This is a genomic window from Desulfovibrio subterraneus (assembly GCF_013340285.1).
Lineage (GTDB): Bacteria > Desulfobacterota > Desulfovibrionia > Desulfovibrionales > Desulfovibrionaceae > Halodesulfovibrio > Halodesulfovibrio subterraneus.
Genome location: NZ_BLVO01000012.1, coordinates 247339 through 270246, shown reverse-complemented (window position 1 = coordinate 270246; position 22908 = coordinate 247339). Strand labels below are relative to the sequence as shown.

17 protein-coding genes and 2 tRNA genes are annotated in these 22908 nt (G+C 53.9%); 12 read left to right on the top strand and 7 right to left on the bottom strand.

Going from position 1 to position 22908, the window contains the following annotated elements; translation table 11 throughout:
• The first annotated feature begins 63 nt into the window (after nucleotides 1-63).
• The 3 genes from hflK (at nucleotide 64) to HUV30_RS05155 (ending at nucleotide 3258) form a co-directional block, all read left to right on the top strand.
• Entirely contained in the window at nucleotides 64-1146 is a 1083-nt protein-coding gene (gene hflK / locus HUV30_RS05165; protein ID WP_174404358.1) for an FtsH protease activity modulator HflK, read from the top strand.
• Between the two features lie 2 nt (nucleotides 1147-1148).
• Nucleotides 1149-1997 carry a protease modulator HflC gene (gene hflC, locus HUV30_RS05160; protein WP_174404357.1) on the top strand — a complete coding sequence of 283 codons (849 nt, stop codon included), beginning with the start codon at nucleotides 1149-1151 and terminating at the stop codon, nucleotides 1995-1997.
• Between the two features lie 565 nt (nucleotides 1998-2562).
• Complete coding sequence (locus HUV30_RS05155; RefSeq protein WP_174404356.1) at nucleotides 2563-3258, top strand: LexA family transcriptional regulator; 696 nt, start codon at nucleotides 2563-2565, stop codon at nucleotides 3256-3258.
• Between the two features lie 86 nt (nucleotides 3259-3344).
• Here the strand turns inward: HUV30_RS05155 and HUV30_RS05150 are convergent, their stop codons facing one another.
• Genes HUV30_RS05150 through HUV30_RS05140 form a run of 3 tightly spaced genes read right to left on the bottom strand, consistent with a single transcriptional unit; the run spans nucleotide 3345 to nucleotide 8373 of the window.
• The gene (locus HUV30_RS05150) at nucleotides 3345-6512 is read right to left on the bottom strand and encodes an efflux RND transporter permease subunit (RefSeq protein ID WP_174404355.1); all 3168 of its coding nucleotides are present in this window, start codon (nucleotides 6510-6512) and stop codon (nucleotides 3345-3347) included.
• On the bottom strand, nucleotides 6509-7621 hold the full coding sequence (locus HUV30_RS05145) for an efflux RND transporter periplasmic adaptor subunit (RefSeq protein WP_174404354.1): 1113 nt from the start codon (nucleotides 7619-7621) through the stop codon (nucleotides 6509-6511). The genes HUV30_RS05150 and HUV30_RS05145 overlap by 4 nt, the downstream gene beginning before the upstream one ends.
• Nucleotides 7612-8373 (bottom strand): TetR/AcrR family transcriptional regulator, encoded by a 762-nt coding sequence (locus HUV30_RS05140; protein WP_174404353.1) that lies wholly within the window; start codon nucleotides 8371-8373, stop codon nucleotides 7612-7614. The genes HUV30_RS05145 and HUV30_RS05140 overlap by 10 nt, the downstream gene beginning before the upstream one ends.
• Before the next feature lie 251 nt (nucleotides 8374-8624).
• Between HUV30_RS05140 and HUV30_RS05135 the strand changes: the two genes are divergently transcribed.
• Complete coding sequence (locus tag HUV30_RS05135) at nucleotides 8625-10274, top strand: flagellar assembly protein A (RefSeq protein ID WP_174404352.1); 1650 nt, start codon at nucleotides 8625-8627, stop codon at nucleotides 10272-10274.
• Between the two features lie 11 nt (nucleotides 10275-10285).
• Nucleotides 10286-11416, top strand: coding sequence for an HD domain-containing phosphohydrolase (locus tag HUV30_RS05130; protein ID WP_174404351.1), 1131 nt, complete (start codon nucleotides 10286-10288; stop codon nucleotides 11414-11416).
• Between the two features lie 270 nt (nucleotides 11417-11686).
• Here HUV30_RS05130 and HUV30_RS05125 read toward each other — a convergent pair whose 3' ends face one another.
• Nucleotides 11687-12616: a DUF362 domain-containing protein gene (locus HUV30_RS05125; protein WP_174404350.1), complete on the bottom strand. Its 930-nt coding sequence runs from the start codon at nucleotides 12614-12616 to the stop codon at nucleotides 11687-11689.
• On the bottom strand, nucleotides 12613-13488 hold the full coding sequence (locus tag HUV30_RS05120; RefSeq protein ID WP_174404349.1) for a rhodanese-like domain-containing protein: 876 nt from the start codon (nucleotides 13486-13488) through the stop codon (nucleotides 12613-12615). The genes HUV30_RS05125 and HUV30_RS05120 overlap by 4 nt, the downstream gene beginning before the upstream one ends.
• Before the next feature lie 164 nt (nucleotides 13489-13652).
• Between HUV30_RS05120 and HUV30_RS05115 the strand changes: the two genes are divergently transcribed.
• From HUV30_RS05115 to HUV30_RS05105, 3 genes are all read left to right on the top strand, one after another.
• Nucleotides 13653-13729 (top strand) — tRNA-Pro (locus HUV30_RS05115).
• A 128-nt stretch (nucleotides 13730-13857) separates the two neighbouring features.
• A tRNA-Thr gene (locus HUV30_RS05110) sits at nucleotides 13858-13933 on the top strand.
• A 252-nt stretch (nucleotides 13934-14185) separates the two neighbouring features.
• Complete coding sequence (locus HUV30_RS05105; protein ID WP_174404348.1) at nucleotides 14186-15259, top strand: hypothetical protein; 1074 nt, start codon at nucleotides 14186-14188, stop codon at nucleotides 15257-15259.
• 253 nt (nucleotides 15260-15512) lie between these two features.
• Here the strand turns inward: HUV30_RS05105 and HUV30_RS05100 are convergent, their stop codons facing one another.
• Nucleotides 15513-16196, bottom strand: a complete 684-nt coding sequence (locus HUV30_RS05100; RefSeq protein WP_174404347.1) for a DUF6946 family protein — start codon at nucleotides 16194-16196, stop codon at nucleotides 15513-15515.
• Nucleotides 16197-16444: 248 nt separating this feature from the next.
• On the bottom strand, nucleotides 16445-17302 hold the full coding sequence (locus HUV30_RS05095) for an acyltransferase family protein (RefSeq protein WP_174404346.1): 858 nt from the start codon (nucleotides 17300-17302) through the stop codon (nucleotides 16445-16447).
• A 681-nt stretch (nucleotides 17303-17983) separates the two neighbouring features.
• Here HUV30_RS05095 and HUV30_RS05090 point away from each other — a divergent pair.
• The 4 genes from HUV30_RS05090 (at nucleotide 17984) to HUV30_RS05075 (ending at nucleotide 22863) form a co-directional block, all read left to right on the top strand.
• Nucleotides 17984-18400 carry a PaaI family thioesterase gene (locus HUV30_RS05090; RefSeq protein ID WP_174404345.1) on the top strand — a complete coding sequence of 139 codons (417 nt, stop codon included), beginning with the start codon at nucleotides 17984-17986 and terminating at the stop codon, nucleotides 18398-18400.
• Nucleotides 18401-18839: 439 nt separating this feature from the next.
• Nucleotides 18840-19982 carry a GGDEF domain-containing protein gene (locus HUV30_RS05085; protein ID WP_174404344.1) on the top strand — a complete coding sequence of 381 codons (1143 nt, stop codon included), beginning with the start codon at nucleotides 18840-18842 and terminating at the stop codon, nucleotides 19980-19982.
• 107 nt (nucleotides 19983-20089) lie between these two features.
• Nucleotides 20090-20536 carry a GNAT family N-acetyltransferase gene (locus HUV30_RS05080; RefSeq protein WP_174404343.1) on the top strand — a complete coding sequence of 149 codons (447 nt, stop codon included), beginning with the start codon at nucleotides 20090-20092 and terminating at the stop codon, nucleotides 20534-20536.
• Between the two features lie 734 nt (nucleotides 20537-21270).
• Nucleotides 21271-22863 carry an alkaline phosphatase gene (locus tag HUV30_RS05075; RefSeq protein ID WP_174404342.1) on the top strand — a complete coding sequence of 531 codons (1593 nt, stop codon included), beginning with the start codon at nucleotides 21271-21273 and terminating at the stop codon, nucleotides 22861-22863.
• The last annotated feature ends 45 nt before the right edge of the window (nucleotides 22864-22908 follow it).

The window sequence follows — 22908 nt, the reverse complement described above, 5'->3', positions numbered from 1 at the left end:
GACGCGGTTTTATACCGATGCTTCTTGACCTATCCTCGTAACTGCCATATTTTTTCAAGCATTATGAACTGGGATTGGGAAAAACTGCAAGAAAAACGGCAAAGGCAGTCCGGTGGCGGACAGGGCCCCGGGCCCGGTTGGGGTCCCGGCGGTCCCAACCTCGACCCTATCGGCGACAGCCTGAAGAAGCTCAGGGGTTTCAAATTCCCCGCAGGCAAGCTTGTGCTTGGCCTGGTCTTACTTCTTTGGCTGGCTTCGGGCGTATTTATCGTGGAACCAGATGAAGTGGGTATCGTGCTGCGGTTCGGTCAATATGACCGCACTGTGGAAGCCGGCCCCCATTACCATCTGCCCTTCCCGGTAGAGAACGTCTACAAACCCAAAATCACGGAAATCCGCCGTCTTGAAGTGGGCTTCCGCTCCACTGAGCGCGGCACCTTCCAGCAGGGCGCCATGCGCTCGGTGAAGGAAGAATCCCTGATGCTCACAGGTGACGAGAACATCGTGGATGTTCAGTTCATCGTGCAATATCAGATCAAGGATCCCGTGGCTTACCTCTTCAACGTCACCCAGCAACCCTGGACCGTGAAGAGCGCCTCTGAAGCGGCCATGCGTGAAGTCATCGGTCACAACGTGATAGACAACGCCCTCACCAAGGGGAAAACCCAGATCCAGAGTGATTGCCGCGACCTGCTGCAGACCATTCTTGACCGCTACGGGGCAGGCATTCGCGTGGTGGCCGTGCAGATGCAGGATGTACATCCGCCCAAGGAAGTCATCGACGCATTCAAGGACGTGGCCAGCGCCCGCGAAGACCGCAGCCGTATCATCAATGAAGCTGAGGCCTACCGTAACGAACTGCTGCCCAAAGCCCGAGGCAATGCCGCGCAGATCGTGAACCAGGCACAGGCTTACAAGGAAACCGTGGTAAAGAACGCCGAGGGTGAAGCCAACCGCTTCCTCGCCGTGTTGCTGGAATACAACAAGGCCAAGGACATCACCAAAAAGCGCCTCTACCTTGAGGCCATGGAAGAGATCCTCGGCAACCCCGATGTGGAAAAACTCATTCTGCCGGACAAGGGCATGTCACAGGTAATTCCTTACCTGCCCCTCGACAAGCTGAAGACCGTGAAGGGAGGCGAGTAATCATGTCTAACAGATCGCTCACTCTCATCATCGGCATCTTTGTCGGCCTTGTGGTTGTGTTCCAGTCGGCATTTACCGTGCATCAGACCCAGAACGCGCTCGTGCTGCAACTTGGAAAGCCTGTCGGTGGCGTCCTCGAACCGGGTCTGCACTTCAAGCTGCCCTTCGTGCAGAATGTCATCTACTTCGACGCCCGAGTGCTCGACTATGATGCGCAGCCTGCCGAAGCGCTGACCAAGGACAAAAAGGCGCTTGTGCTGGATAACTATGCCCGCTGGCGCATTACCGACCCGCTGCGCTTCTATCAGACTGTCCGCACCATTCCCGGTGCGCAGGCACGTCTGGACGACATCGTGTATTCGCAGCTGCGTGTTTTCCTCGGCCGCTACACGCTGACGGAAGTGGTATCCTCTGAACGAAGCGCCATCATGGAGATGGTAACCAAACGTTCTTCGGATCTGATTTCGGAATACGGCATTGAGATCATCGACGTACGCATCAAGCGTACCGATCTGCCGCCCGAAAACCAGCGAGCCATCTTCGGCCGCATGCGTGCGGAACGTGAACGTCAGGCAAAGCAGTACAGGTCTGAAGGTCAGGAAGAATCCACGACCATCAAGTCCACTGCTGACAAGGAACAGGCCGTGATTCTGGCTGAAGCCCGCAGACAGGCTTCCGTAATCCGAGGTGAGGGTGAAGCACTTTCTACCCGGGTATTCGCCGAAGCCCTGAGCAAGTCTCCGGAGTTCTATGAATTCCAGCGTTCGATGGAGGCATACAAGAAGAGTTTTGCCGGCAAAACACGCATTCTGCTCACGACGGACGATCAGTTCCTGAAATACCTGAAGTAAGCACCTATACACAGAACAATACCAAAAACGCGGCAGAAGGCTTATACCTTCTGCCGCGTTTATTGTGTCAGCCCCGTCGCTTTTCAGGTGCTAAACACTGATAAGAATAGAACATTTCCACACCAAATAGGTTCGCACACATTGGTGTTTGATATCATCCTGTTTTTTGTATATGGTAATGTGTCTACATGCGCTTTGGCGCAACATGATACATCGCCACGGCAATGTGAACGCCGGACGTTATTCCCACGGGGATGGCATCGGCAGGGTACCGAGGACAAGCAGTGCTCTGCTTGCACACCCACTAGATGCACGACGATGCAGATGCTGACAAGGACCCTATCCATGGAAGGATGGAATGGGGATAAAGTTTGCCCCTTGAATAAAGGGATGCCCGCTTACCGTCATAAGTGTGCGCAGACGTTTCCGCCTCAGCACTGTTGCATCTACCGGGGAGCAGACACAGCATTACGATATAGCAATTCTTATACAAGAAAAAACACAATGTCAACCGGTGCATGCGCATCCCTTCCGTGCCATCGCCGTGACAGGCGGGAGAAATCACGTGTCCACCTTTGATGAAGTTTTTGAGCGCATCAAGCTCTCAACCCACACCAGAACTCAGGTTGAGCTGGCTGAAGTGCTGGACATCCGTCAATCCAGTATTTCCGATGCCAAGCGCCGCAATTCTGTACCTTCCGACTGGTATATGAAGCTCTTCGAAAAGTTCGGCTTAAACCCCGACTGGCTGAAGAAGGGCGTCGGCCCCATGTACCTGCGCACCGAACAGGGATATGAACCCCTTGAAGGCCCCGCCGCCGGCCGCGTGTTCGAGGATTCTGCCAAATTCGGAGATCCCGATGCCCGCAACGCCGTGGTTACCATACACTCCATGCAGTGCGAGACCGACGACAACGGTCAGCGCGTGCTGAAGGGAATCGGCAAGCTGTGCATTCCCCAGTCCTTCGCAGGCACCAACATTCAGGTACTGCGCGTGGAAGCATCCGGCATGGAACCCCTTATCCACAAAGGTGCCTACGTAGGTCTGGACACCAACCAGAAGAACGTCCTTTCGGGCGAAATCTACGGGGTGTTCGTCCCCTACGAGGGTATTTCACTGAAGCGCCTCTTCCTTGATGCGGCCAACAACCGCTTCATCATGCGCAGCGAAAACCAGTCTCATCCCGAGCAGTCTCTGCCCGTGGAAAAACGCGCCGAAGCTATTATCGGCCGCGTAGCCTGGGTGCTGCAGACCCTGTAATCAATGAGCAATCGTTGATAGCAACGCAATAAAAAAGGACGCTCCACGGAGCGTCCTTCTTTTTTGTCTTCAGTATCGGATGGCGGCTATGCGTGCTGCCCTTCCGGATCTGCGGGCGCAGTACCGGCGGCATCATCACTTCCCTTTCCGGCATCACGTTTGCGCTGCTTTCTGGCGCGCAGGCTGTCCTGCAGCGAGCAGAGCACAGGCACCACAACCAGCGTCAGCAACGTAGCCACCAGCAGGCCGAATATAACGGCGACTGCCATGGGGCCCCACCACTGGGCCGATTCCGATTCGGTGATCAGTTCCATCTTGAAGAAGTCGAAACTCACGCCGATAGCCATGGGCAGCAGGCCCAGAATGGTCGTGATAGCCGTGAGCATAACCGGCCGGAAACGGGTTATCCCGGCCTTGAGCAAGGCTTCGCGCGTCTCCATGCCTGTCTTCTTGAGCTGCTCGAAGTAATCGATAAGCACAATGGCGTTGTTCACCACGACGCCGGCAAGGGATATGACACCCACGCCCGTCATGATGATGCCGAAGGCCGTGCCCGTAATCAGCAGTCCGAGGAACACGCCGATGAACGAAAGCACCACCGAGGTCAGGATGATGAACGGCGTGAGCATGGAGTTGAACTGCGCCACCAGCACCATGAAGATGAGGAAAATGGCACCGATGAATGCCTCGGTGAGGAATTCTTCCGCCTTGCGCTGTTCTTCCTGTTCACCACCGAAGCTATATGAATAGCCGCGGGGCCAGCTCTGCTTCTTCAGCTTGGCGTCAAGCTCCTTGATGATGTCGTTGGCCAGCCTGCCGTTCACGTCGGACGAAACGGTAATTACGCGTTTCTGGTCCTTGTGGTTGATGGCTCCAAGACCGCTGGCAAGGTGGATATCCGCCAGCGTGGTGAGCGGAACAGGTTCACCGTTGGGACCGGACACCGTGATACGGCGCAGGGCCTCGACGGACTGTCTGTCCTTTTCGGGAAGCTTGGCAATGATGTCGTATTCATCCTTGCCTTCGCGGTATACGCCTACCTTGGCACCGTTGATGGCGGCCTTCACAGTATAGGCGACTTCATAGGTATCGAGCCCCAGCAGAGCGGTCTTTTCCTTGTCCACTCGGATCTGGATCTCCGGCTTGCCGTTCACGAAGTTGTCCTTCAGGTCCACAATGCCGGGAATATCACGCATGATGCCCCGCACCTGTTCCACAATCTCGCCTAGCACCTTCATGTCGTCGCCGTATATTTCAAGGCTCACAGGATCGCCCGTAGGCGGACCTTCCTTCTCTTTTTCCACCCGCAGTTCCGCGCCGGTGATCATGCTCGCGAGCCGGTCACGCACCTCGGCCACAATATCCGAAGAATGGCGCTTACGCTCGGCAATGGGCCGGAAGTCCAGCGCCACGGAACCAAGGTGTGTTCCCGTTCCGCCGCCACCGAAATCGCCGCCCGTGCCCGCGCCGCTGCTGGCAATGACAAACCGCACATCATCATATTCCGATGCAACGCGCTCGATAACCCTGACCTGCCTGTCAGTGGCATCAAGGTTGGTGCCTATGGGCATCTTGATATTGGCGTAGGCACGCTTCGGCTCGGTTTCAGGGAAGAACTCCACCCCTTTGCCGAACATGCTGAAAGCCGCCGCAGAACCGATGAACATGGCTACCGAGATCAGAAGGACAAGCCAGCGATGGTTCAGAGACCATTCCAGCATCCACATATACACCCTGCGGGAGCGGGAGGATGCCTCGGTACCGTCATCGGCAAAGCGCGGAGGCTTGGCAGTCTGATACCGTGCGGACAGCACCGGGTTCACCACCAGTGCCACAAACAGGGAGCCCACGAGTGCCAGAATAACTGTCTTGGGCAGGAAGGACATGAAGCCGCCCATGATGCCCGGCCAGAACACCATGGGGAAGAACGCGCCCACGGTCGTGAGCGTGGAGGTGATGACCGGCCACGCCACTTCGCTGGTGCCGTCCATGGCTGCCTGAAAGCGGGTTTTGCCTTCCTGCATGTGCCGGTAGATGTTCTCCACGATAACGATGCCGTTATCCACGAGCATACCCAGCGCGAGAATGAGCGAGAAGAGCACCACCATGTTCAGAGTGATGTCGAGCACCCGCAGCATGGCAAAGGTAATAAGCATGGACAGCGGAATGGCCACGGAAACAAACACGGCAGACCGCCCGCCGATGAAGACAAGCACCACTATAAGAACCAGCAGCAGGCCGGAGAGAATGTTGTTCTCAAGGTCGGCCACCATGCTGCGGATGTCTTCCGCCATGTCTGCCGTAAGGCTGATATTCAGCGTGGGCGGCAGATAGTCGCGCATCTCCTTCACGACCTCAGTGACCTGATCGTTGATGAAGATGATGTTCTCGCCGCTGCGCTTCACGATCTGCAGGGTAACCGCGTTTTCCTTGTTCAGCCGGCTCAGGGTGTCCGGTTCCTTGTAGTGGTCGCGAATGGAGGCCACATCACGCAGATACACGGGTTTGCCGTCGCGCACGAAGGCCACGATGTTGTTGATCTCCGAAGGATTCTGGAAATCTTCGGGCACGCGCACCTGATACCGGGCATCGCCGATGTTCATGGAACCGCCCGGCATGTTCACGTTGCCGCGCTCGACAGCCTTGAGCATGGTGGTAAACGGCACATTGTATGCCCCCACCCTGTCCAGATCGAACTCCACGTGAATCTCGCGCTCAAGCCCGCCTATGATGCGGGCGTCCAGCACGCCGGGAATGGCCTCAAACCGGTCTTCAAGCTCCTCGGCAAACACCTTGAGCCGCTTCAGGCTGAACGGTCCGGAAAGCACGACCTGCAGAATGGGCTGGTCCGAAAAGTTCATCTCGCTGATGAGAGGATCATCCTCAAGGTCCGAGGGCAGGTCGCCCTTGGCCTGATCCACCTTGTCGCGCACCTTCTGCAAAGCATCGTCAATATCAACGCTGGGCAGAAACTTGATGGCAATGGTGGAATTGCCGTCGTCGGACTGGGAAGTGAGCTCTTCAACGCCTTCCAGCCCCTTGAGCTTGCGCTCGAGCGGAATGGTGATGAGCTTTTCCATATCTTCGGGAGCCACGCCTTCATAGTCGGTGGTTACGAAGATATACGGAATCTGAATATCCGGCGCGGCTTCACGCGGCAGCTTCACATAGCTGTAGAGCCCCGCCACCACTATGAGTATGAGCAGCACCAAAACCAGAGACTGGTTTTTCAAAGCGCCTTCATTCAATATCATCGCACGTTCACCTTTGTGCCGTCTTCAACTTCGGTATGTCCGGCCACGATAAGCCTGTCGCCTGCTGCCAGCCCCTTGAGCACCTGCACGCGGTCGCCCTCAATGACGCCAAGCTCGACAGTACGCGCCTGCGCAACGCCGTTCTTTTCCACAAACACGATGCGTTCCCCGCCCTTATCCTGCACGCAGAACAGCGGCACAGTCACGGCATCGCTGAGAGAGCGGCGCACAAAGGCAGCTCGTGCAATCATGCCCGGACGGATTCTGCCGTCACGGTTGTCCACCACCAGCCGCACCTGAAAGGTTCTGGTAGCCAGATCAGCCTTCCATGCCACAAAATCCACTGTGCCTGTCCACTTGCGGTCGGGATAGGTATCTACCCGCACATCGGCCTGCTGGCCTTCGGACAGAAAGCGCACATCGGCCTCCGGCACATTGAAATTGATGCGCAGGGTACCCACGTTCACGATATCCGCCACGGTGGCGCCTTCGGCCACGTATTCGCCGGGATCGACATACACCTTGTTCACCACGCCGGAGACGGTAGAACTGGTTATGCCATAGTTGTAATTCACTTCTGCCTCGCGAAGGTTCGCCAGAGCCACGGTCTGTTCGTTTTCAGACTGTTCAAGCTCCTCGCGGGAGAGCACTTTGCGGGCGTAGAGGTCACGACGGCGGCGCAGCTGCTCATCAGCCAGCTTCAGGTTTGCCTTTGCCCTGTCCAGTGCCGCCTGCAATGCAGACAGATTGATGCGCACTATCTGCTGGCCTTCCTTCACCATCTGGCCTTCGGTAACGCCAACCCATTCCACAACACCGGCCCGTTCCGCAGCCAGACTGACGTCATCCAGCGCCTCGGTTTCTCCCGGAAGCACCAGAATATCCCGCATGCTTGCAGGGGTTATCGTTTCAACCTTCACGTTGACCACGTATTCCGGTCTGGGGGGCAGCTCAGGCTTGTCGGCCATGGCAGACGCATTGCCCGACACTGCCGCCTGCGTACCGGAATCCGTTGCCGATGCCTTGGACGAATCATCGCAACCGGCAAATGCCAGCGCTGCGGCAATCAAGACCCCTGCCGCAAGGGATTTAACGCGAACTATCCGCATATAAGATACTCCGAAACATTGTTTACCCCGCCCAGCGAGAACAGGGTGATATGTTGTGCCACAACGGCCAGTTCTTCCGCCGAAAAGGGATGCCCCCCGCGTTCGGCCAGAATTCTGTACCTGTTGGTATTATACATCAGCACCTGCGCCACAACGGAGCGAGCCAGCAGAATGATGAAATCCTCTCCGGGCTGCGGCACACCGGGCGCTGAAGCGCCAACCAGTTCCCGCAGCAAAGGAGACAGATACGCAACAACCGCATCACGATGCGCCTGTGCATGCGGTTCAAAGGGAGCCATGGGACGCATAAAGGCATCCGAGAGCATTTCCCCTAACCGTTTTTCCTCACCCCGGCCACTCACCAATAAAATTCTACACAAGAAAGCGAATACAAAACCGAACAGTCTGTCTTCTGCCGGAGCATCTTCCGGCACACCGCCGTCCATGGGATAGAGAGCAAGAGAATCCTCGAGCACCGAGCACATCACTGCGGCCAGCAACCCGTCCTTGCTGCCGAAATGGTAATTAACGGCAGACACGTTGGCACCGGCAGCGCGGCATATGTCGCGCACCGTAGCCTCGGCCCCTTTCTCCGCAAAAACACCCCGCGCAACCTGCAGCAGACGAAGGCGGGTTGCCGCATCATCTGCGGACCGCCCCGGGGCTGCCGGAATACGGCAGCAGGCTCTATGCCGCTCAAATATCTCCCGGGCCGTTTTCAGCAACCGGTCACACGAACGCGATTTATCCATCCCATCTCCTGTTTCAAACAGTGTTTGAAACAATTGATGAAACATGTCAACTGTAAGGTTAACCACACCAATATACGGCCGCAAACGGACACCAGCCAATAGCATATGCTCAAAAAATATACCTGATCGTTCTTGCCATTTCAGCACATACTGCAGCTAATGACAGGGCAGCACGAGAGAATGGTTGATCTAAAATACCATAATATCGTATAATGCATCATATTCACATACAAAGCCGGGAGGCGGGTAAGGTGACAGACGAGGTCGAAAGCGTTCAGCCAAGTTGCAGCCCCGAACCATTCTGCCAGTTCATGGATTTATCCGGTGATCCGGATTATCCGGCCATGGCCGGCACCCTGCTGGGCTTTGCCACCAGCCTTGCCCCCTTTGCCGCAGGTAAATCTGCGGGGGGCACCCCTGAACCACCCTACTACACGCTGGACATGACCACCCGTGAAGTACGCGCCACCGCGCCGGGCATGATGAGCATGGTGGGCGGCGTTCTTCAGATTGTGCCTCTTGTGCGCATCTCCAAGGACGCCCTTTCGGTGCAGGCTTCGGTATACGCCAGAGATTATCGCGGCAACCCCATCCCGCCCATCACGTACCAGAGGGCCACCAAGGACCTGAAGGTTACCCTGCCCATAGACATGCATCGCCTGAACGAGGCCATTGTGCGCGCGCAGGAAACAGGCGTGCCGCAGGAGCTGGTGCTCTGCGAGGGCAAGCCCCCGAAACACGGCTCCAACGGAAAACTCGAACGCCTGCTGACGGAACGCGAAACCGTGGGCAAACGGGCTGAAGACGGCTCCATAGACTACCGCGACCGTGGCGCTCATCCCCATGTTGCCGAAGGCACGCCCATAGCCCGCTATTATCCGCCCACCAAAGGAGAGCGCGGTCTTGATGTGTTCGGCGGAGAAATTCCCGCACGCGACGGAACCGACAGACCCGTAAGAACGGGCGACAATATCCGGGAGGTGCCGCAGGAGGATGGCACCACGCTGTACGAAGCCACCGCCAAGGGGCTGGTGGACGTAAGCAAGGGGAGTATCGGTGTTTCCACGGTGCTGCTCATACAGGGCGATGTGGATATGAGCACCGGCAACATTCTGGTGGAGACGGGCTCTGTGCATATCAAGGGCTCCGTCCGCACGGGCTTTTCCATCACGGCGGCCAGCCACATTATTGTGGAGGGCGCTGTGGAAAGCGCCATGATTAACTGTAACGGCGATCTTGAAGTGCGCGGCGGCATAGCCATGGAAGGCCGCAACCTCATCCGCACCGGCGGCACCATTCAGGCGGCCTATGCGCAGGACGCCGTGCTGGAGGCGGAAGGCGATGTCATCATAAACGGCGGCATCACCAACTCGTTCATTACCTGCAAAGGCTCGGTGCTGGCCCAGTCCGGAAAGGGCATAGTGCTCGGCGGCTCCATCATCGCCGCACGGGGCATAGAGATTCTCGAAGCCGGTTCGGAACTGGGAACACAGACCGCGCTTACCATCGCGCTGGACATTCCCGAACTTGATGTGCTCACCCGCGAGCAGGACACCATACGCCAGCAACAGCAACGGCTGAGTCAGTGGCTGGGCAACGGCACTCCCAGAGCCATACTTCTCAAAACCGCCGAAGGCGACCGCCGTATCGTGGCGGAAATGCTGCGGGTGCGCGCCCGGCTTGAAGAACGCCTCAACGAAATCCACAAGGAACTTGGGCGCCTGAAGGCACTCAACAACCACTCGCTGGCCCGTTCGCATGTCATCATCAAAAAAGAAGCCCATCCTGGAACACGCATCAAGATCGGAGACAAGGCCATGCGGCTCGACAAAAAGAATGTTGCCGTGAAGTATCAGTGGGATCCGCAGGAACGACAGATTCAGGAAATTTCACTCATCTGACGGAGGTCCCCTTGCTGGCTCAGGATAAAATACTGTTCGTGGACGACGAACCGAACATTCTCGCCACATTCCAGCGGAATCTGCACAAGAAGTTCGCCGTTGAAGTGGCCCCCGGACCGAAGGAAGCACTTGAAATCATCCGGACCAAGGGTCCCTTCGCTGTTGTCGTTTCCGACCTCAAGATGCCGGTCATGGACGGCATTACCCTGCTTGAAAAAATACGGGAAGTCGCACCGGACACAGTCCGCGTCATTCTCAGCGGACAAGGCGACTTTGATGCCGCCATAGACGCCGTGAACCGCGGAGCCATTTTCCGTTTTCTCACCAAACCCTGCCCGCCCGACACGCTGCTCGCCATGCTGCGTGATGCGCTTCGCCAATACCGCCTTGTCACGGCGGAAAAGGAGCTGTTGCGTGGCACCCTGCTGGGCAGCGTAAAGGTGCTTGTGGATGTGCTGGCCCTCGTCAGCCCGGAGGCTTTCGGCCGAAGCGAACGCATACGCACCGTGGTGGGTGCGCTGGGCAAGCGGCTGAACGAGAGCAACCTGTGGCAGCTGGATGTTGCCTCGATGCTGTGCCAGCTCGGATGCGTAGGGCTGCCCGAAGACCTGCTCGAAAAGGTCATGCGTGACGAACCGCTGGGAGCCGAGGAACAGCAGGTTTACGGCATGCATCCTGATATCGGTGCCAGCCTGATCTCCAATATTCCGCGCATGGCACCGGTAGCCGAGCTCATTGCCCATCAGCTGGACGATTATTCTGAAAATACACCGCTCGGGGCGCGGATTCTGCGCGTTTCTCTTGCCTATGACCGGCTTGACCAACAGGGAATAACCGCACGCGAAGCAGTGGACCAGCTTATCGCGGCAAATACCAACAACGCATATGACCCCGCCGTGCTGGATGCACTGAAGGCACACATAACCGAACAGATAGGCGGTGAGGTGAAGCTGACACGGCTTGAACACGTGGAAGTGGGCATGGTGCTGGCGGAAGATCTGGTCAACGCAGACGGCACGGTCCTGCTGCTCAAGGGGCAGAGCATTTCTGACAATGCACTCAAGCGCCTCAAGGCGTTGCCCGACCTGCTCAAGCTTAAAGGGCCGTTCCCCATTCTGGCACCCGCAAGCGCGGAAGCATAGTCACTCGACTGCTGTCTGCCCCTGCCCGATGCGGATAACGTCCCCTATCCGATTAGGAAACAGCAAGCGCTTTTTCTTCGTATGAAGCGGCAAGCGCTTATTTCACAATATGAAACAGAAAGCGCTCTTTGTGTATTCCGGAGCGGTAACATCCCTTTCATGTGCCGAACAACCGGCGCTCTCCGCTTCTTATAGAACGGCCAACGCTCCCGCATAGTCTGAAACGGATGCAGCCCACCGCAACAGCAGAGGAGGTCAGGCCCTTCACATTCACGAGCGGGCCATCCACCAGCGCTTTATCGCACTGCGCAGCAGTCTGAGCGGATGAAAGGTTTCCGGTGTCAAGGCACCCGGAAAACGGAATCCCTTTGCCGCCACCTCTTCCGGCGCAAGCAGGGGATAGCTCAGCTGCTCTGCAAACGCACCGTGCGTCCTGCGAGTTCGCAGTTCCCCCCACAGCGGAATCATCTCCGGCGCTGCCCCCAGCACCGCATAAACGGCCGTATCCAGCGCAACCGCACTCTGCGCGGCTCCCACCATGCCTAATGGAAAAGCATCTCCGCCGGAAGGACCAGTGCGGTCCATGCCCACAATGCCGTCCACAAGTGCCGCAGTGGGTGGCAAAGCGGCAGCCACTTCCACAAGCATGGCCCTGAATGCGTTCCTCTTGTCCCCATGCGTGGTGTGGGAAAGAGCTTTACGCACGCCCGCCACGCAACCGAACATATTCTTCACGGCGCATGTCACGCGCATTTGCGTGTGCGCCTTTACGCGCGGAACGGACACCAGCAGGTCCGTTTCAAGGGCATGCCGCGATATGCCAACAGTCATGCCGTAAGGCAGCGTCACAGAGACGGGAGTGTCCAGCGTGATGACAGGCACCCCGAGCGGGGTTAGCGCATCAGCCAGACCGATGGCCTGCGCCACCTTGTCTGCGGAACCGAAGGCAGGCGAATCGCCCACAGTGACGCGGCAGCCGTAATCCATAAAATACAGGCAGGCTGCCCGCACTACCATGGGGTGCGTGCAGCATAGCCCGCCGGACTCGGCCTTCAGAAGGTTGGGTTTGACCAGCACGCGGGTACCTGAAGCAGGGCGGACTCCGGCCGCATCCAGCACGCTGCGGACAGCAGATTCAACAGCGTCCGGCGAGTAGTCCGCGCAACGGGTCAGGGCAACGGGAATGGTGGTCGGTGTCACGCTGCAGTTGCTCCGAACGCTGCCACCTTGCTCATGATGAGACGGGCATGGTGCTTTTCCTGCGAAGCAAGGTTGAGGAAGATGAGTTCCGCATCCGCGCCAAACCCATAGGCCCCCCCTGTTCCCGCAGCATGCCGCGCGAGCGTGCGGTACAGGTCATAGGCGTTCAGTTCCACTTCCAGAGCAAGGTCGGCCAGTTCCATGCACTCACCGGCAAGCGCCCCGCGAATCCATGGCTGCAACTCATCCACGCACAGGCCCCCTTCCAGAATACGGCCGTTCAGCATTTCAAAGAGCTGTTCAAAGGCGGGCAGTTCGCCGGAGCCGTCTGTCCAGTATTGGGCAAGATATTTGTAGACCACCCTGGCGTGAGCTTCTTCCACCCCGATAAGGGTATCCATGAGTTCACAGATCATGTCGCGGTCGGTTGAAGCACGCACGGTAGCATAGAGAATGTAGGCGGCTTTCTCCATCTCCAGCGCCTTCATCAGCAGATCACCGGCGGTACGGATTCCGGCAAAGACCTCCACGCGCGGCATGCTGCCGATGGAGCCGCCGTCCCATGCCGTAATGCCACCTTCCAGATTGAAAATGCTGCCCCGTATGACTCCGCTGTCCTGTGCTATAAGCGCAGCTGCGGACGAGCGCGCCCCGCTGCGGCAGTAGAACACGACATCCTGCCCTGCCGGCAGCTCATGCAGGCGCGTTTCCAGCTCGGGAACGGGAATGAGAAGTGCCCCCGGAAGATGCTCCCGACGATACTCTTCCGGCTGACGGACATCGACCAGCGAGTAGGTTCCTTCCTCACGCCCGTCCATGAATTCCCGCAGCTGTTCGGGCGAAATTGCCCGTACTACCCTCGAAATTTCCATACTTCCTCACAAAGCAACAGATTTCAGAGTGTTAGATGATTACATCCTACACAAAGTCGTTTTGATTGTAACTATTCTCGAGTGCGGAAAGAAAAAAACACAGCTTTTTTCATTTTTTTGTTGACGCCACCCGCCCCAGCATATAAACACCCTCTTCGCAACGTCGGGATGTAGCGCAGCCTGGTAGCGCACCTGAATGGGGTTCAGGGGGTCGAAGGTTCAAATCCTTTCATCCCGACCACAGAGAACCCCCAGCCCCTCGAATGAAAATTCGAGGGGCTGGTTTTTCGAAGACCACCTGCTTTAGGTGGAATTCGCAACGCGGGTCTCCGGAACGATACCAGTACCGTTGAGACCGATCATATATAGGCTCTTGTAGCTCAATTGGCAGAGCGCGTCCTTGGTAAGGACGAGGTAAGCAGTTCAATCCTGCTCAAGAGCTCCATAAAATCTAAGCCCCTGCTTACAATCGTAAGCAGGGGCTTTTTCGTATGCAGCACCCGCCCTGATTTCGGATGAAGTCAGGGCGGGTTTTTTGTTTCCATTTCAGAATGGAGAGGTTAACCTGCCTACAAATTTCATGATAAAGGCAGTTCAATTCTTTGCCCCCCCCCCACAACTCGCGATCGGAGTCCAACCAAGCTACAAAACAACCACAGCAGCTACACCACTCAAAATCCGAATATAGAGGCCATAGATGGACAAAACATCACTAGAACACATCGTATACATTGATAATACCAATTATCTTGACGATAAGTCCGACTACACTTACCTACCGCAAAACCTTGTACTTGAATTAATCAGTTTATCTAAAAAAATTGAATTTGCAATACTTGACTATAAATTCTACCCTACAATTGAACAAATGGACAATAATTATTCTTCAAACCAATTAACATCAAACAACATATTCATACCAAGAATTGAAGGTACGTATTTTGCGCTAAAATTTAAAATAGAAATCGACAAACAAATACACATCAAAGAAGCATCAAAACTTAAAGACTACAACAAAGAATCAACATCAACAAATTTTGACTATCACAAGCACACTACTTTTATCTTCTTTGATTATTTTATCAGAGAAATTGACAACTTATTAATAATATGCAACCTAGCTCACCCTGGATCGCTATATACACTTACTGGACTAGGATATTTCAACAACAATCCAACAATATGCAATTTTCAAACCAGAAATCACCACCTTGAGCATATACAATTTTCAAAAAACACATTATGGCCAAAACTTGACAACATAGATATAATTAAATGCTGGGCATGGTACACAAACAACAGGGGAATTTTCACAGGAGAACAAAATAGTAATCTATGTAGAGCTGCATCAGCATACTCACTAACGCTTGGAGAACAATGCAGGTTAAATGAACATATCACCTTGCTATGGTCTATGATTGGAATTGAATCTTTATTTAAATCTAGCAACACAGCAAATTTACAATCCATACGATCTCAATTAAAACTTAACATAGAATCAATGCTCGGAACTTATTCTCTCTCAAGCAAAATAATAAACAGCATGTACGAGATAAGATCAAATTTCCTTCATGGAGGCCTAAACTTCCCCGGACTTGGACATGTTGCACATGAAAATTCAAGATTAGAAAAGAATAGAAGAGAAATAAAAGAGACAATTAGCGCAAGCATATGCATCCTAACATCTGCCTTACAATATATCATAAAACACGAATTGTGCGATATACACTTCAATTACAAAGTAACCATATCAGAAAAACCTCATATCTAGGAAATTAAAAACAGCCCCGACTTCAAAACGGAAACCGAGGCTGTTCAATTTCAAATCGTTATCAACGCAAAAGCTATTTCATAAGCTCGGCCAAAAGCTGGTTCAATGCCTGCCCGTTGTCGAAAAAGACGTAATGATCGCCTTTGCAGGACAAACCCCACCAAGGGCGAGGAAGCCTTTCAATCCTGCTCATGAGCTCCCTAATAAAGAACCGCCCTGATTTCGGATGAAGTCAGGGCGGTTATTTGTATTGTTAGCGGGCCACTGGAATGCCCTTAACCCAACCACAAAACAGATGCGGCTGTGGGTCTTCCAGCAGTTTATGAAGAACACCAATCTCAGCAGTCACACCATACAGATTCAAGAAAGACGCATAATCATCGAACCACCTGTTATCAATGGAAAACGAGTGCACCAACATGATTGCACTCGCAGCATGAAAACGCTCTGCGACAATCAATGCCGAAGCCGCCCGATGAAGAAGTTGATACCGGACGCTGTCTGACAGCCCCCCATTAAGGCGCAATACACTCTGCAAGTACGCAAGCCTGCTAACCTTACCAGACGAACCCTCAGCCCTCCACTCGCCAAGTGTTGGGCCAAATGACTCAGACGCTTTCCCTTCAACCATTATCACAGCGAGCCCATCAGCATGTCTTGCCAGCACAAAAAGGTCGTTCTGTGATGCTCTGCCCCCACCAGGCAAGGGTACTTTATACTCAGGAACGGCAAATAAAATTTCAAGGCTATCAAATGCGGGATGCGAATTGAGAGTTGCCGCAATTTCAAACGGAAAACCTTCTGCAGATTCCCAGCTGTATGCCAACTCTTTTGCTGAACACCCATTCTTCCATTGCTTAATGGGGTCAGCCAGAAATTGCCTCCACCCCTCAGGGCCGTCCGTAGGGACATAAACAGGCGTATGCTTTGCTACCATTCCAATTATCTCCCAAAGGATACCCGCCCCCCCTATCTCTGCCGGAAACACCGATCCAGACCTATTGAACTCATTCGACAACACCATCCACCACACTTACAAACTCAATACACCCCGACTCCAAAACGGAAATCGGGGCTGCTCAATTTCAAATCACAATCAACTCAAAACCTACTTCGAACGCTCGCCAAAGGCCTTGTTCAAAGCGTATGCTACTAAATACAACATAGCCTAACTGCAACTTTTCCCTACAATGTCCTGGCCACTATTGCCCGCTGGCCAACTTCTATCCATTGACACTTTTTAATAATTTCACCTGCTATATGCTTCAAAATAACAGCAAACACAATGGATATACCCCCTCCTAACAACAAAGCTGAATTTCCGTCCATTTTTACAACATGTGCCAACAAAAGCAACACAGGACCATGAACTAGAAAGAACTCATATGTGCAGTTTTGAACAACCATAACCAGCGATTTTATACGACGAAAAACGCTTCCTCCCGATGTACATAATATTCCATTGAACACATTAAACCGATAAAACAGTCGCGAAAGACACACACCAATAACAAAACCATACAACAAATACAAACTCACACCAAATACATTATGAATAACAATTATAAAAACAACTGGTAACAATTTGAGAACCTTTGTCTTCAAAACAACGAAATAATAATACATTAAATAATAGCTAATTATAAATCCAACATACCACGATACAACATACAAAACTCCACCAGTAAACAAATTTATGCCAAACAACACCGAAACAACATCTAATATATTTACAGTTTTATAATTCATATAAAAATTAGAAACAATAACAACAACAGCACACAACAAATATGGAACGTAAATTCTTACAAGCCGCCTTCTTACCCAACCACCCATATTCTTAGCGTTTTCCCGTGCGTAAAAACCAGATAAAAACATAAATATTACGAAAGGAATAAGAACGTTAATACCAGAATCATAATTATAAATTCCATCAAAATGAAATTTATAAATCAAACAACAGGCAGTTATTCTTAAAACACCAAACAATATTGAAAACATGTCTTTATATAGAAACTGGTCCCCGACAATATTCTTTCCCACCTGACACTCCCCACCTTACAAATACAACCATTACTACTTATTCCTGAAAACCAACAAGACTACACAATAACCTCTCTGCCTCCCCATGGCAGCCGCATCAACGCACAACAGCATCATTCCAAAAGCTTCCAAAATAATTCATATTCACCACATCAGCTTATCCGTCAAGAGAACAGTGCAAAACCGGGTTCTCAGCATTGTTATATAACACCTCAGATAACTTTAGAGTTCCGATAGAATCATGAGGCCGCTATTCGTTTGACTAGATTTTCCCTTGCAAACAATCTCACTAACCTCGCGCCTGAACAATTACAGATTCAAATACAACACGCCCGTACGTGCAGGTTCGGCTAAACCGCTCAAGGTGCCCGTTTTGATTATCCCCCTGACATGATTAACCCGCCATCAAGCTGCAGAACTGCCTTAAAAATTAGTGCACGATGCCACCACATGAAATGTCAACGCAAATGATTCACTACAATGAGTCAACAGCCCTCCCCCACTGCCTCAACCAACGCCCTCGCACGCCTTCACCCCCCCACCGCAACGGCATCACCCCTGTTTCATACAGCAGCACCAGATCTGATTTTTTCTTGCATTCGCCGCAGACATGAATAGGCTCACAATTCGTTCTGCTGCCAGCGTTGCAGCGTATTCACTTATTCAGAACAGGATATCATCATGCACAACGCCACGCTTCACAACTTCATCGAAAACGAATTCCCCTTCCATCTCCTGCTCGGCGTCCGGGTGGACCATCTGGGAGAAGATTGCGTCCGCCTGTTCATCCCCTACAAGGATCAGCTCATAGGCCACGCCAAGCGTTCCATGATCCACGGTGGCGTCATCTCCAGCCTTGTGGATATCTGCGGCGGCTTTGCGGTATGGACCCACTGCAAGCCGGAAGACCACATAGCTACCATCACCCTGAGTGTGGACTACCTGCGACCTGCCAAAGCGTTCGACCTGTATGCGGAAGCCAAAATCCGCCTGCTGGGGAACAAGGTCGGCAACGCCCACGTGGTTGTCTGGTCTGCGGGTAACCGCGAAACCCACATTGCAGAAGGTCGCGGCGTATACAACATCAAGCGGGGCTGAGCCGGATGCATAGACAGCCCTGCCAGACCGCCACGTGTGCAGGCTGTTCATAATTATATGGCAATAAGCACTCCCCGCCCTGCACCGGTACGTCGATCAATCCGACAGGCATTGACCTGACGCAGGAAGACATGTCGCAACCTGCGCGCCTGCATCAGCAAAGCGCAGGAAGAGGCCGCCCCGATCCTGTTCAAAACAAGGGCTGACATCATTCTGCCCTTATTTTGAACAGGGTTGGGGCAGTTTTTTGTGCCATACATACCTGTATTGCAATATACTGAAACCACCCTGTTTCCGGGTGCAAGCCTGACCGTTTTTGTGTAGGGTGCCGCTGCATACGCAACCTAATAATTTATATGGAGGAAATTTATTGCCAGACTTTGATATGAGGACAGCCCTCACCATCTATGTTCTCATCAACTATGTTTGCGCATATTTGATGGCAGCGACGTTCAAAGTCAGCAAAAACCGCTTTGGCGGCGTGGGCTATTTTCTTCTTCACTTCATCTTTCAGGCTGTGGGCATGACCATTGCCCTTATGCGCCCCGCCATTCCCCAGTTTTTCTCCGTAATACTGGCAAACACCCTCATGATCTGCGGTGTCATCAGCTTCACTCTCGGGGCGGCCATGTTCACACGCAGGCGTGTTTCACGGCTTCCATTTGCTCTCTACACCGGCGTCTTCATAGCCGCATTTCTCTACTTCACGTACATCACACCCGACATACAAATCCGCATATTGCTCTTCTCGGGCATGCTCATCCCCATATTTCTTTACGTAGCCTGCATCCTGTTCAAACCAACCGACGCAACCTACAAAGAACATTGCGGATTTACAGGAACCGCGGCCCTGATGTTCGCAGCGCTCTTTCTTGTCCGGGTATACGTAACATACATAAACGGCCCGGTTGCGGACTACGTCAATGCCCAGTCTCCCGATGCCATCATCAACATGTTCACCACACTGCTGACGGTGCTGCTGCTGTATTCCGTACAGCACATGATTAACGGCCGGCTGCTTGCAGAATTAGAGCTGCTCACCGATACACAATCGGGCATGCTTCTCAAAATGGAGCACCTTGCCACCAAGGACCATCTCACAGGGGCGTATAACAGGCGCAAGATAGAAGAGATCATCAAGAGCGAAATCTCGCGATACAACCGCCGCGAGCAACCTCTCTGCCTGATCCTGTGCGACATAGACAACTTCAAGAGCATAAACGACAATTTCGGCCACGATGTCGGCGACAAGGTGATAACACACACCATCGACCTCATCACCGCTCATAAACGTGATACGGACAAAGCCGGAAGGTGGGGCGGCGAAGAATTCATCATCGTCTGCCCCATGACCAACATCGAGCACGCGACAGCCATGGCGGAACGGCTGCGCAACATCATAGAGTCGCACCAGCCCGACTGCACCCAGGAAAGGCAAAAGGTAACCGTAAGCTTTGGTGTGGCTCAATACGTTACCGGCAGTTCTGTGGAATCCTTTGTCAAATGCGCTGACAAGGCTCTTTATCGGGCCAAGCAACGCGGACGGAACGCGGTTATGCCCTCGCCCGGGTCTTGCCTGTAGCGAAGACTCTCAGGAACAGCTGGGCATGCCGGATGCAAGGCCTGTTCTCAGTCCGCCGCATGCCGATTCTTGATGAATTTCAACCGCACATCCGGTATCAACAGCGCATGAATCAACATATTCGAAGCTACCGAACCGAAGACGGCGAGGCCGTTCTGGACATATGGCTCAAGGCCTCCCGCGCGGGACACCCTTTCTTCAGCGAAGAAGAGCTGCTCCGGCAATATGACCTTGTAAAGAACCATTATCTGCCCGTTGCGGAAATGTGGGTCTACGATTCCGGCACAGTGCAGGGCTTTATCGGCATGCTCGGCACCACCATCGGCGGCCTGTTTGTCCTTCCGCAGGCTTCCGGCAAGGGCATCGGCGCCCGGCTTATCCGCCATGTTGCTGACATGCGGGGCCCCCTGACTGTTGAAGTGTTCAGCGCCAACACACGGGCCTTTTCCTTTTACCGGCGCAGCGGATTCATCGAATGCGAACGCAGCATCAACATGGAAGTTGTTCCGCATCAGGAATTCATCATCATGCGCCAGCAGCCGGAACAGGCCTGACACACACAGACCCGCGCCCCGCAAAACCTGCCCGCCGTGGCCGTGGCAGACTTTGCAAACAAACATCATCCGCCCTGCAACCATATGGCTGCAGAGCGGATTTTTTTATCGCTGGTCGGGTTCCCCCCCAACAGTCACGGCACTACTTGCAGCAACAGATCTACATCACCTGCTCCGCAACAATGCCCTCATCAGCGAACCTGCACATCCCGCCCTCATACTACGGGCCCCGTGCATACAGTGTTGCAGCGAACGTCCGCACTTATCGCGGTGCACATCGCACGCAAAATGCGGCAACATACTGTTTATACAAACAATCAATCCTTACAACATTCCCCCAGAGGGCAAAGATGCAACAACGAAAAACCATGCTGAATGTTCAGCATGAGCCGGGGTTGTGGTGTGCATGCGCCAATGCACAGCACGCATGTCTCACTACGCAAATGCAGCATTACGGAGCACTCTGAGACACTTTGCGACATTCGCACCCCTCTGTTTGCTGCTTGCCGGAAAGATTGAAAAATAATTCACAATCCCTCTTGACCTTGCCCTACAGGGAACCGCCACACTGAGCAGTAAGTAAGCAGTGGCTCCAAATAATGTAGTACATCTGGACACAACCGAGACGCATTCTGCAAAGCAGTCGTCCCCTGACACTTCATGTACCGCCCGCTGCAGGGAGCCAAGCCGCAACCAATGGCGTTGTGCCAAATCCATACAACAGAGGACGATACATGAAACCCAGATTCAACATCCCCCGGACAATCGGCTCGTTGCTGCTCTCGGCTGCCTTCCTGCTGATTACCTCCGCCGCCTTTGCGGCAGCACCCAAGTATGTGTTCTACTTCATCGGCGACGGCATGGGGCCGGTTCAGCGGCAGGCTGCCCAGTATTTCCACAAGATCGAGACCGGCAATCCCGATGCCCGCCTGCTCATGAACAGCTTCCCCATTTCCGCGCTGGTGACGACCCACTCCGCCAACACGCTGATCACCGACTCCGCAGCAGGCGGCACCGCGCTGGCTACCGGCTTCAAGACCACCAACGACATGGTTTCCAAGCTGCCGGACGGCACCGATATAAAGACCATTGCAGAAGCCGCCCGCGATGCAGGCTACGCTGTAGGCATTGCCACCACCACCCGCATCACCCACGCCACGCCCGCAGCCTTCTCTGCGCACAACGTGCACCGCGATAATGAAAACGAAATTGCCGTGGACCAGCTCAATTCCGGCTTCGATTATCTGGCAGGCGGCGGCTACCGTAACTTTGTCGCCAAAAACAATGCCGAAGGCCTCAAGTCCAAGCGCAAGGACAACCGCGATCTGGTCGCCGAGTTCAAGGCCAAGGGCTACACCACCTTTATCGGTGAAAAGAACCGCGACGCCTTCCGCGCTTACAAGCCCAAGAAGGGTGACAAGGTGCTCGCCCCTGTTTCCTCCAGCGCCATGGACATGGAAATCGACCGCCGCAACAGCCGCGAGACCGAAAACGCCATGCCCTCGCTCGCCGAATTGACTGCCAAGGGCATTGAAGTGCTCGCAGCTCAGGAAAAGCCCTTCTTCATGATGGTGGAAGGCGGCCGCATCGACTACGCAGCCCACTGCAATGATGCCGCCGGCACCATCTGGGACACCCTTGCCCTTGATGAAGCCATTGCCAAGGCATACGAATTCTACAAAAAGCATCCTGAAGAAACTCTTATCGTCGTTGCCGCAGACCACGAAACCGGCGGCATGGCTATGGGCATCAGCCTTGACTCCAAGGGCTACTTCCTCAAGCTGAACGAACTCTTCAAGGTCAAAGCTTCCGCCGAAGACGTGCTGATGTACGTCTACCCCCAGATGGTCAAAGACTACCCCGATGTGGCCCAGCGCCAGAAAGCCTACCTCGGCTACATTGCGGACAAGTTCGGCCTGACCGACCTGAATGCCCGCGAACGCAAGATCATCGAATCCGCCATGGCCGTGGAAGACAAGAACCAGGGCCTGCCTGAAGAAAAGCAGACCACCTATGGCTATGCCTACACCCCCACCATGATCGCCGTTTCCCACGTGGTATCAGAACGCGCCCGCATCAGCTGGACCTCTTACGTGCACACGGCATCCGTCATCACGCTGTCTGCCGAAGGCAAGGGCGCTGAACAGTTTGCCGGATTCAAGGACAACACCGACCTGCCCAGAATCATGGCAAAGCTCATGAACGCAAAGCTGTCCACCTTTGAGCGTACTCCCTCCGCAGCCCTGCTGGGCGAGACCACCGGACCTTCCAAGAAGTATTCCGAAATCCCCTACGGGGAAACAGAGAACGTTCTCGGAAAGAACTAGTCATACCCATGGGGAAGGGCTGCGTGTAGCCCTTCCCCCCCCTCT

Bases quoted from the DNA above. Each gene is read 5' to 3' on its own strand.
- HUV30_RS05140 (WP_174404353.1), bottom strand. From the start codon at position 8,373: ATGGATAAATCGCGTTCGTGTGACCGGTTGCTGAAAACGGCCCGGGAG.
- HUV30_RS05145 (WP_174404354.1), bottom strand. From the start codon at position 7,621: ATGCGGATAGTTCGCGTTAAATCCCTTGCGGCAGGGGTCTTGATTGCC.
- HUV30_RS05120 (WP_174404349.1), bottom strand. From the start codon at position 13,488: ATGGAAATTTCGAGGGTAGTACGGGCAATTTCGCCCGAACAGCTGCGG.
- hflC (WP_174404357.1), top strand. From the start codon at position 1,149: ATGTCTAACAGATCGCTCACTCTCATCATCGGCATCTTTGTCGGCCTT.
- HUV30_RS05100 (WP_174404347.1), bottom strand. From the start codon at position 16,196: ATGGTAGCAAAGCATACGCCTGTTTATGTCCCTACGGACGGCCCTGAG.
- HUV30_RS05090 (WP_174404345.1), top strand. From the start codon at position 17,984: ATGCACAACGCCACGCTTCACAACTTCATCGAAAACGAATTCCCCTTC.
- HUV30_RS05080 (WP_174404343.1), top strand. From the start codon at position 20,090: ATGAATCAACATATTCGAAGCTACCGAACCGAAGACGGCGAGGCCGTT.
- HUV30_RS05085 (WP_174404344.1), top strand. From the start codon at position 18,840: ATGGCAGCGACGTTCAAAGTCAGCAAAAACCGCTTTGGCGGCGTGGGC.
- HUV30_RS05075 (WP_174404342.1), top strand. From the start codon at position 21,271: ATGAAACCCAGATTCAACATCCCCCGGACAATCGGCTCGTTGCTGCTC.
- hflK (WP_174404358.1), top strand. From the start codon at position 64: ATGAACTGGGATTGGGAAAAACTGCAAGAAAAACGGCAAAGGCAGTCC.
- HUV30_RS05150 (WP_174404355.1), bottom strand. From the start codon at position 6,512: ATGATATTGAATGAAGGCGCTTTGAAAAACCAGTCTCTGGTTTTGGTG.
- HUV30_RS05105 (WP_174404348.1), top strand. From the start codon at position 14,186: ATGGACAAAACATCACTAGAACACATCGTATACATTGATAATACCAAT.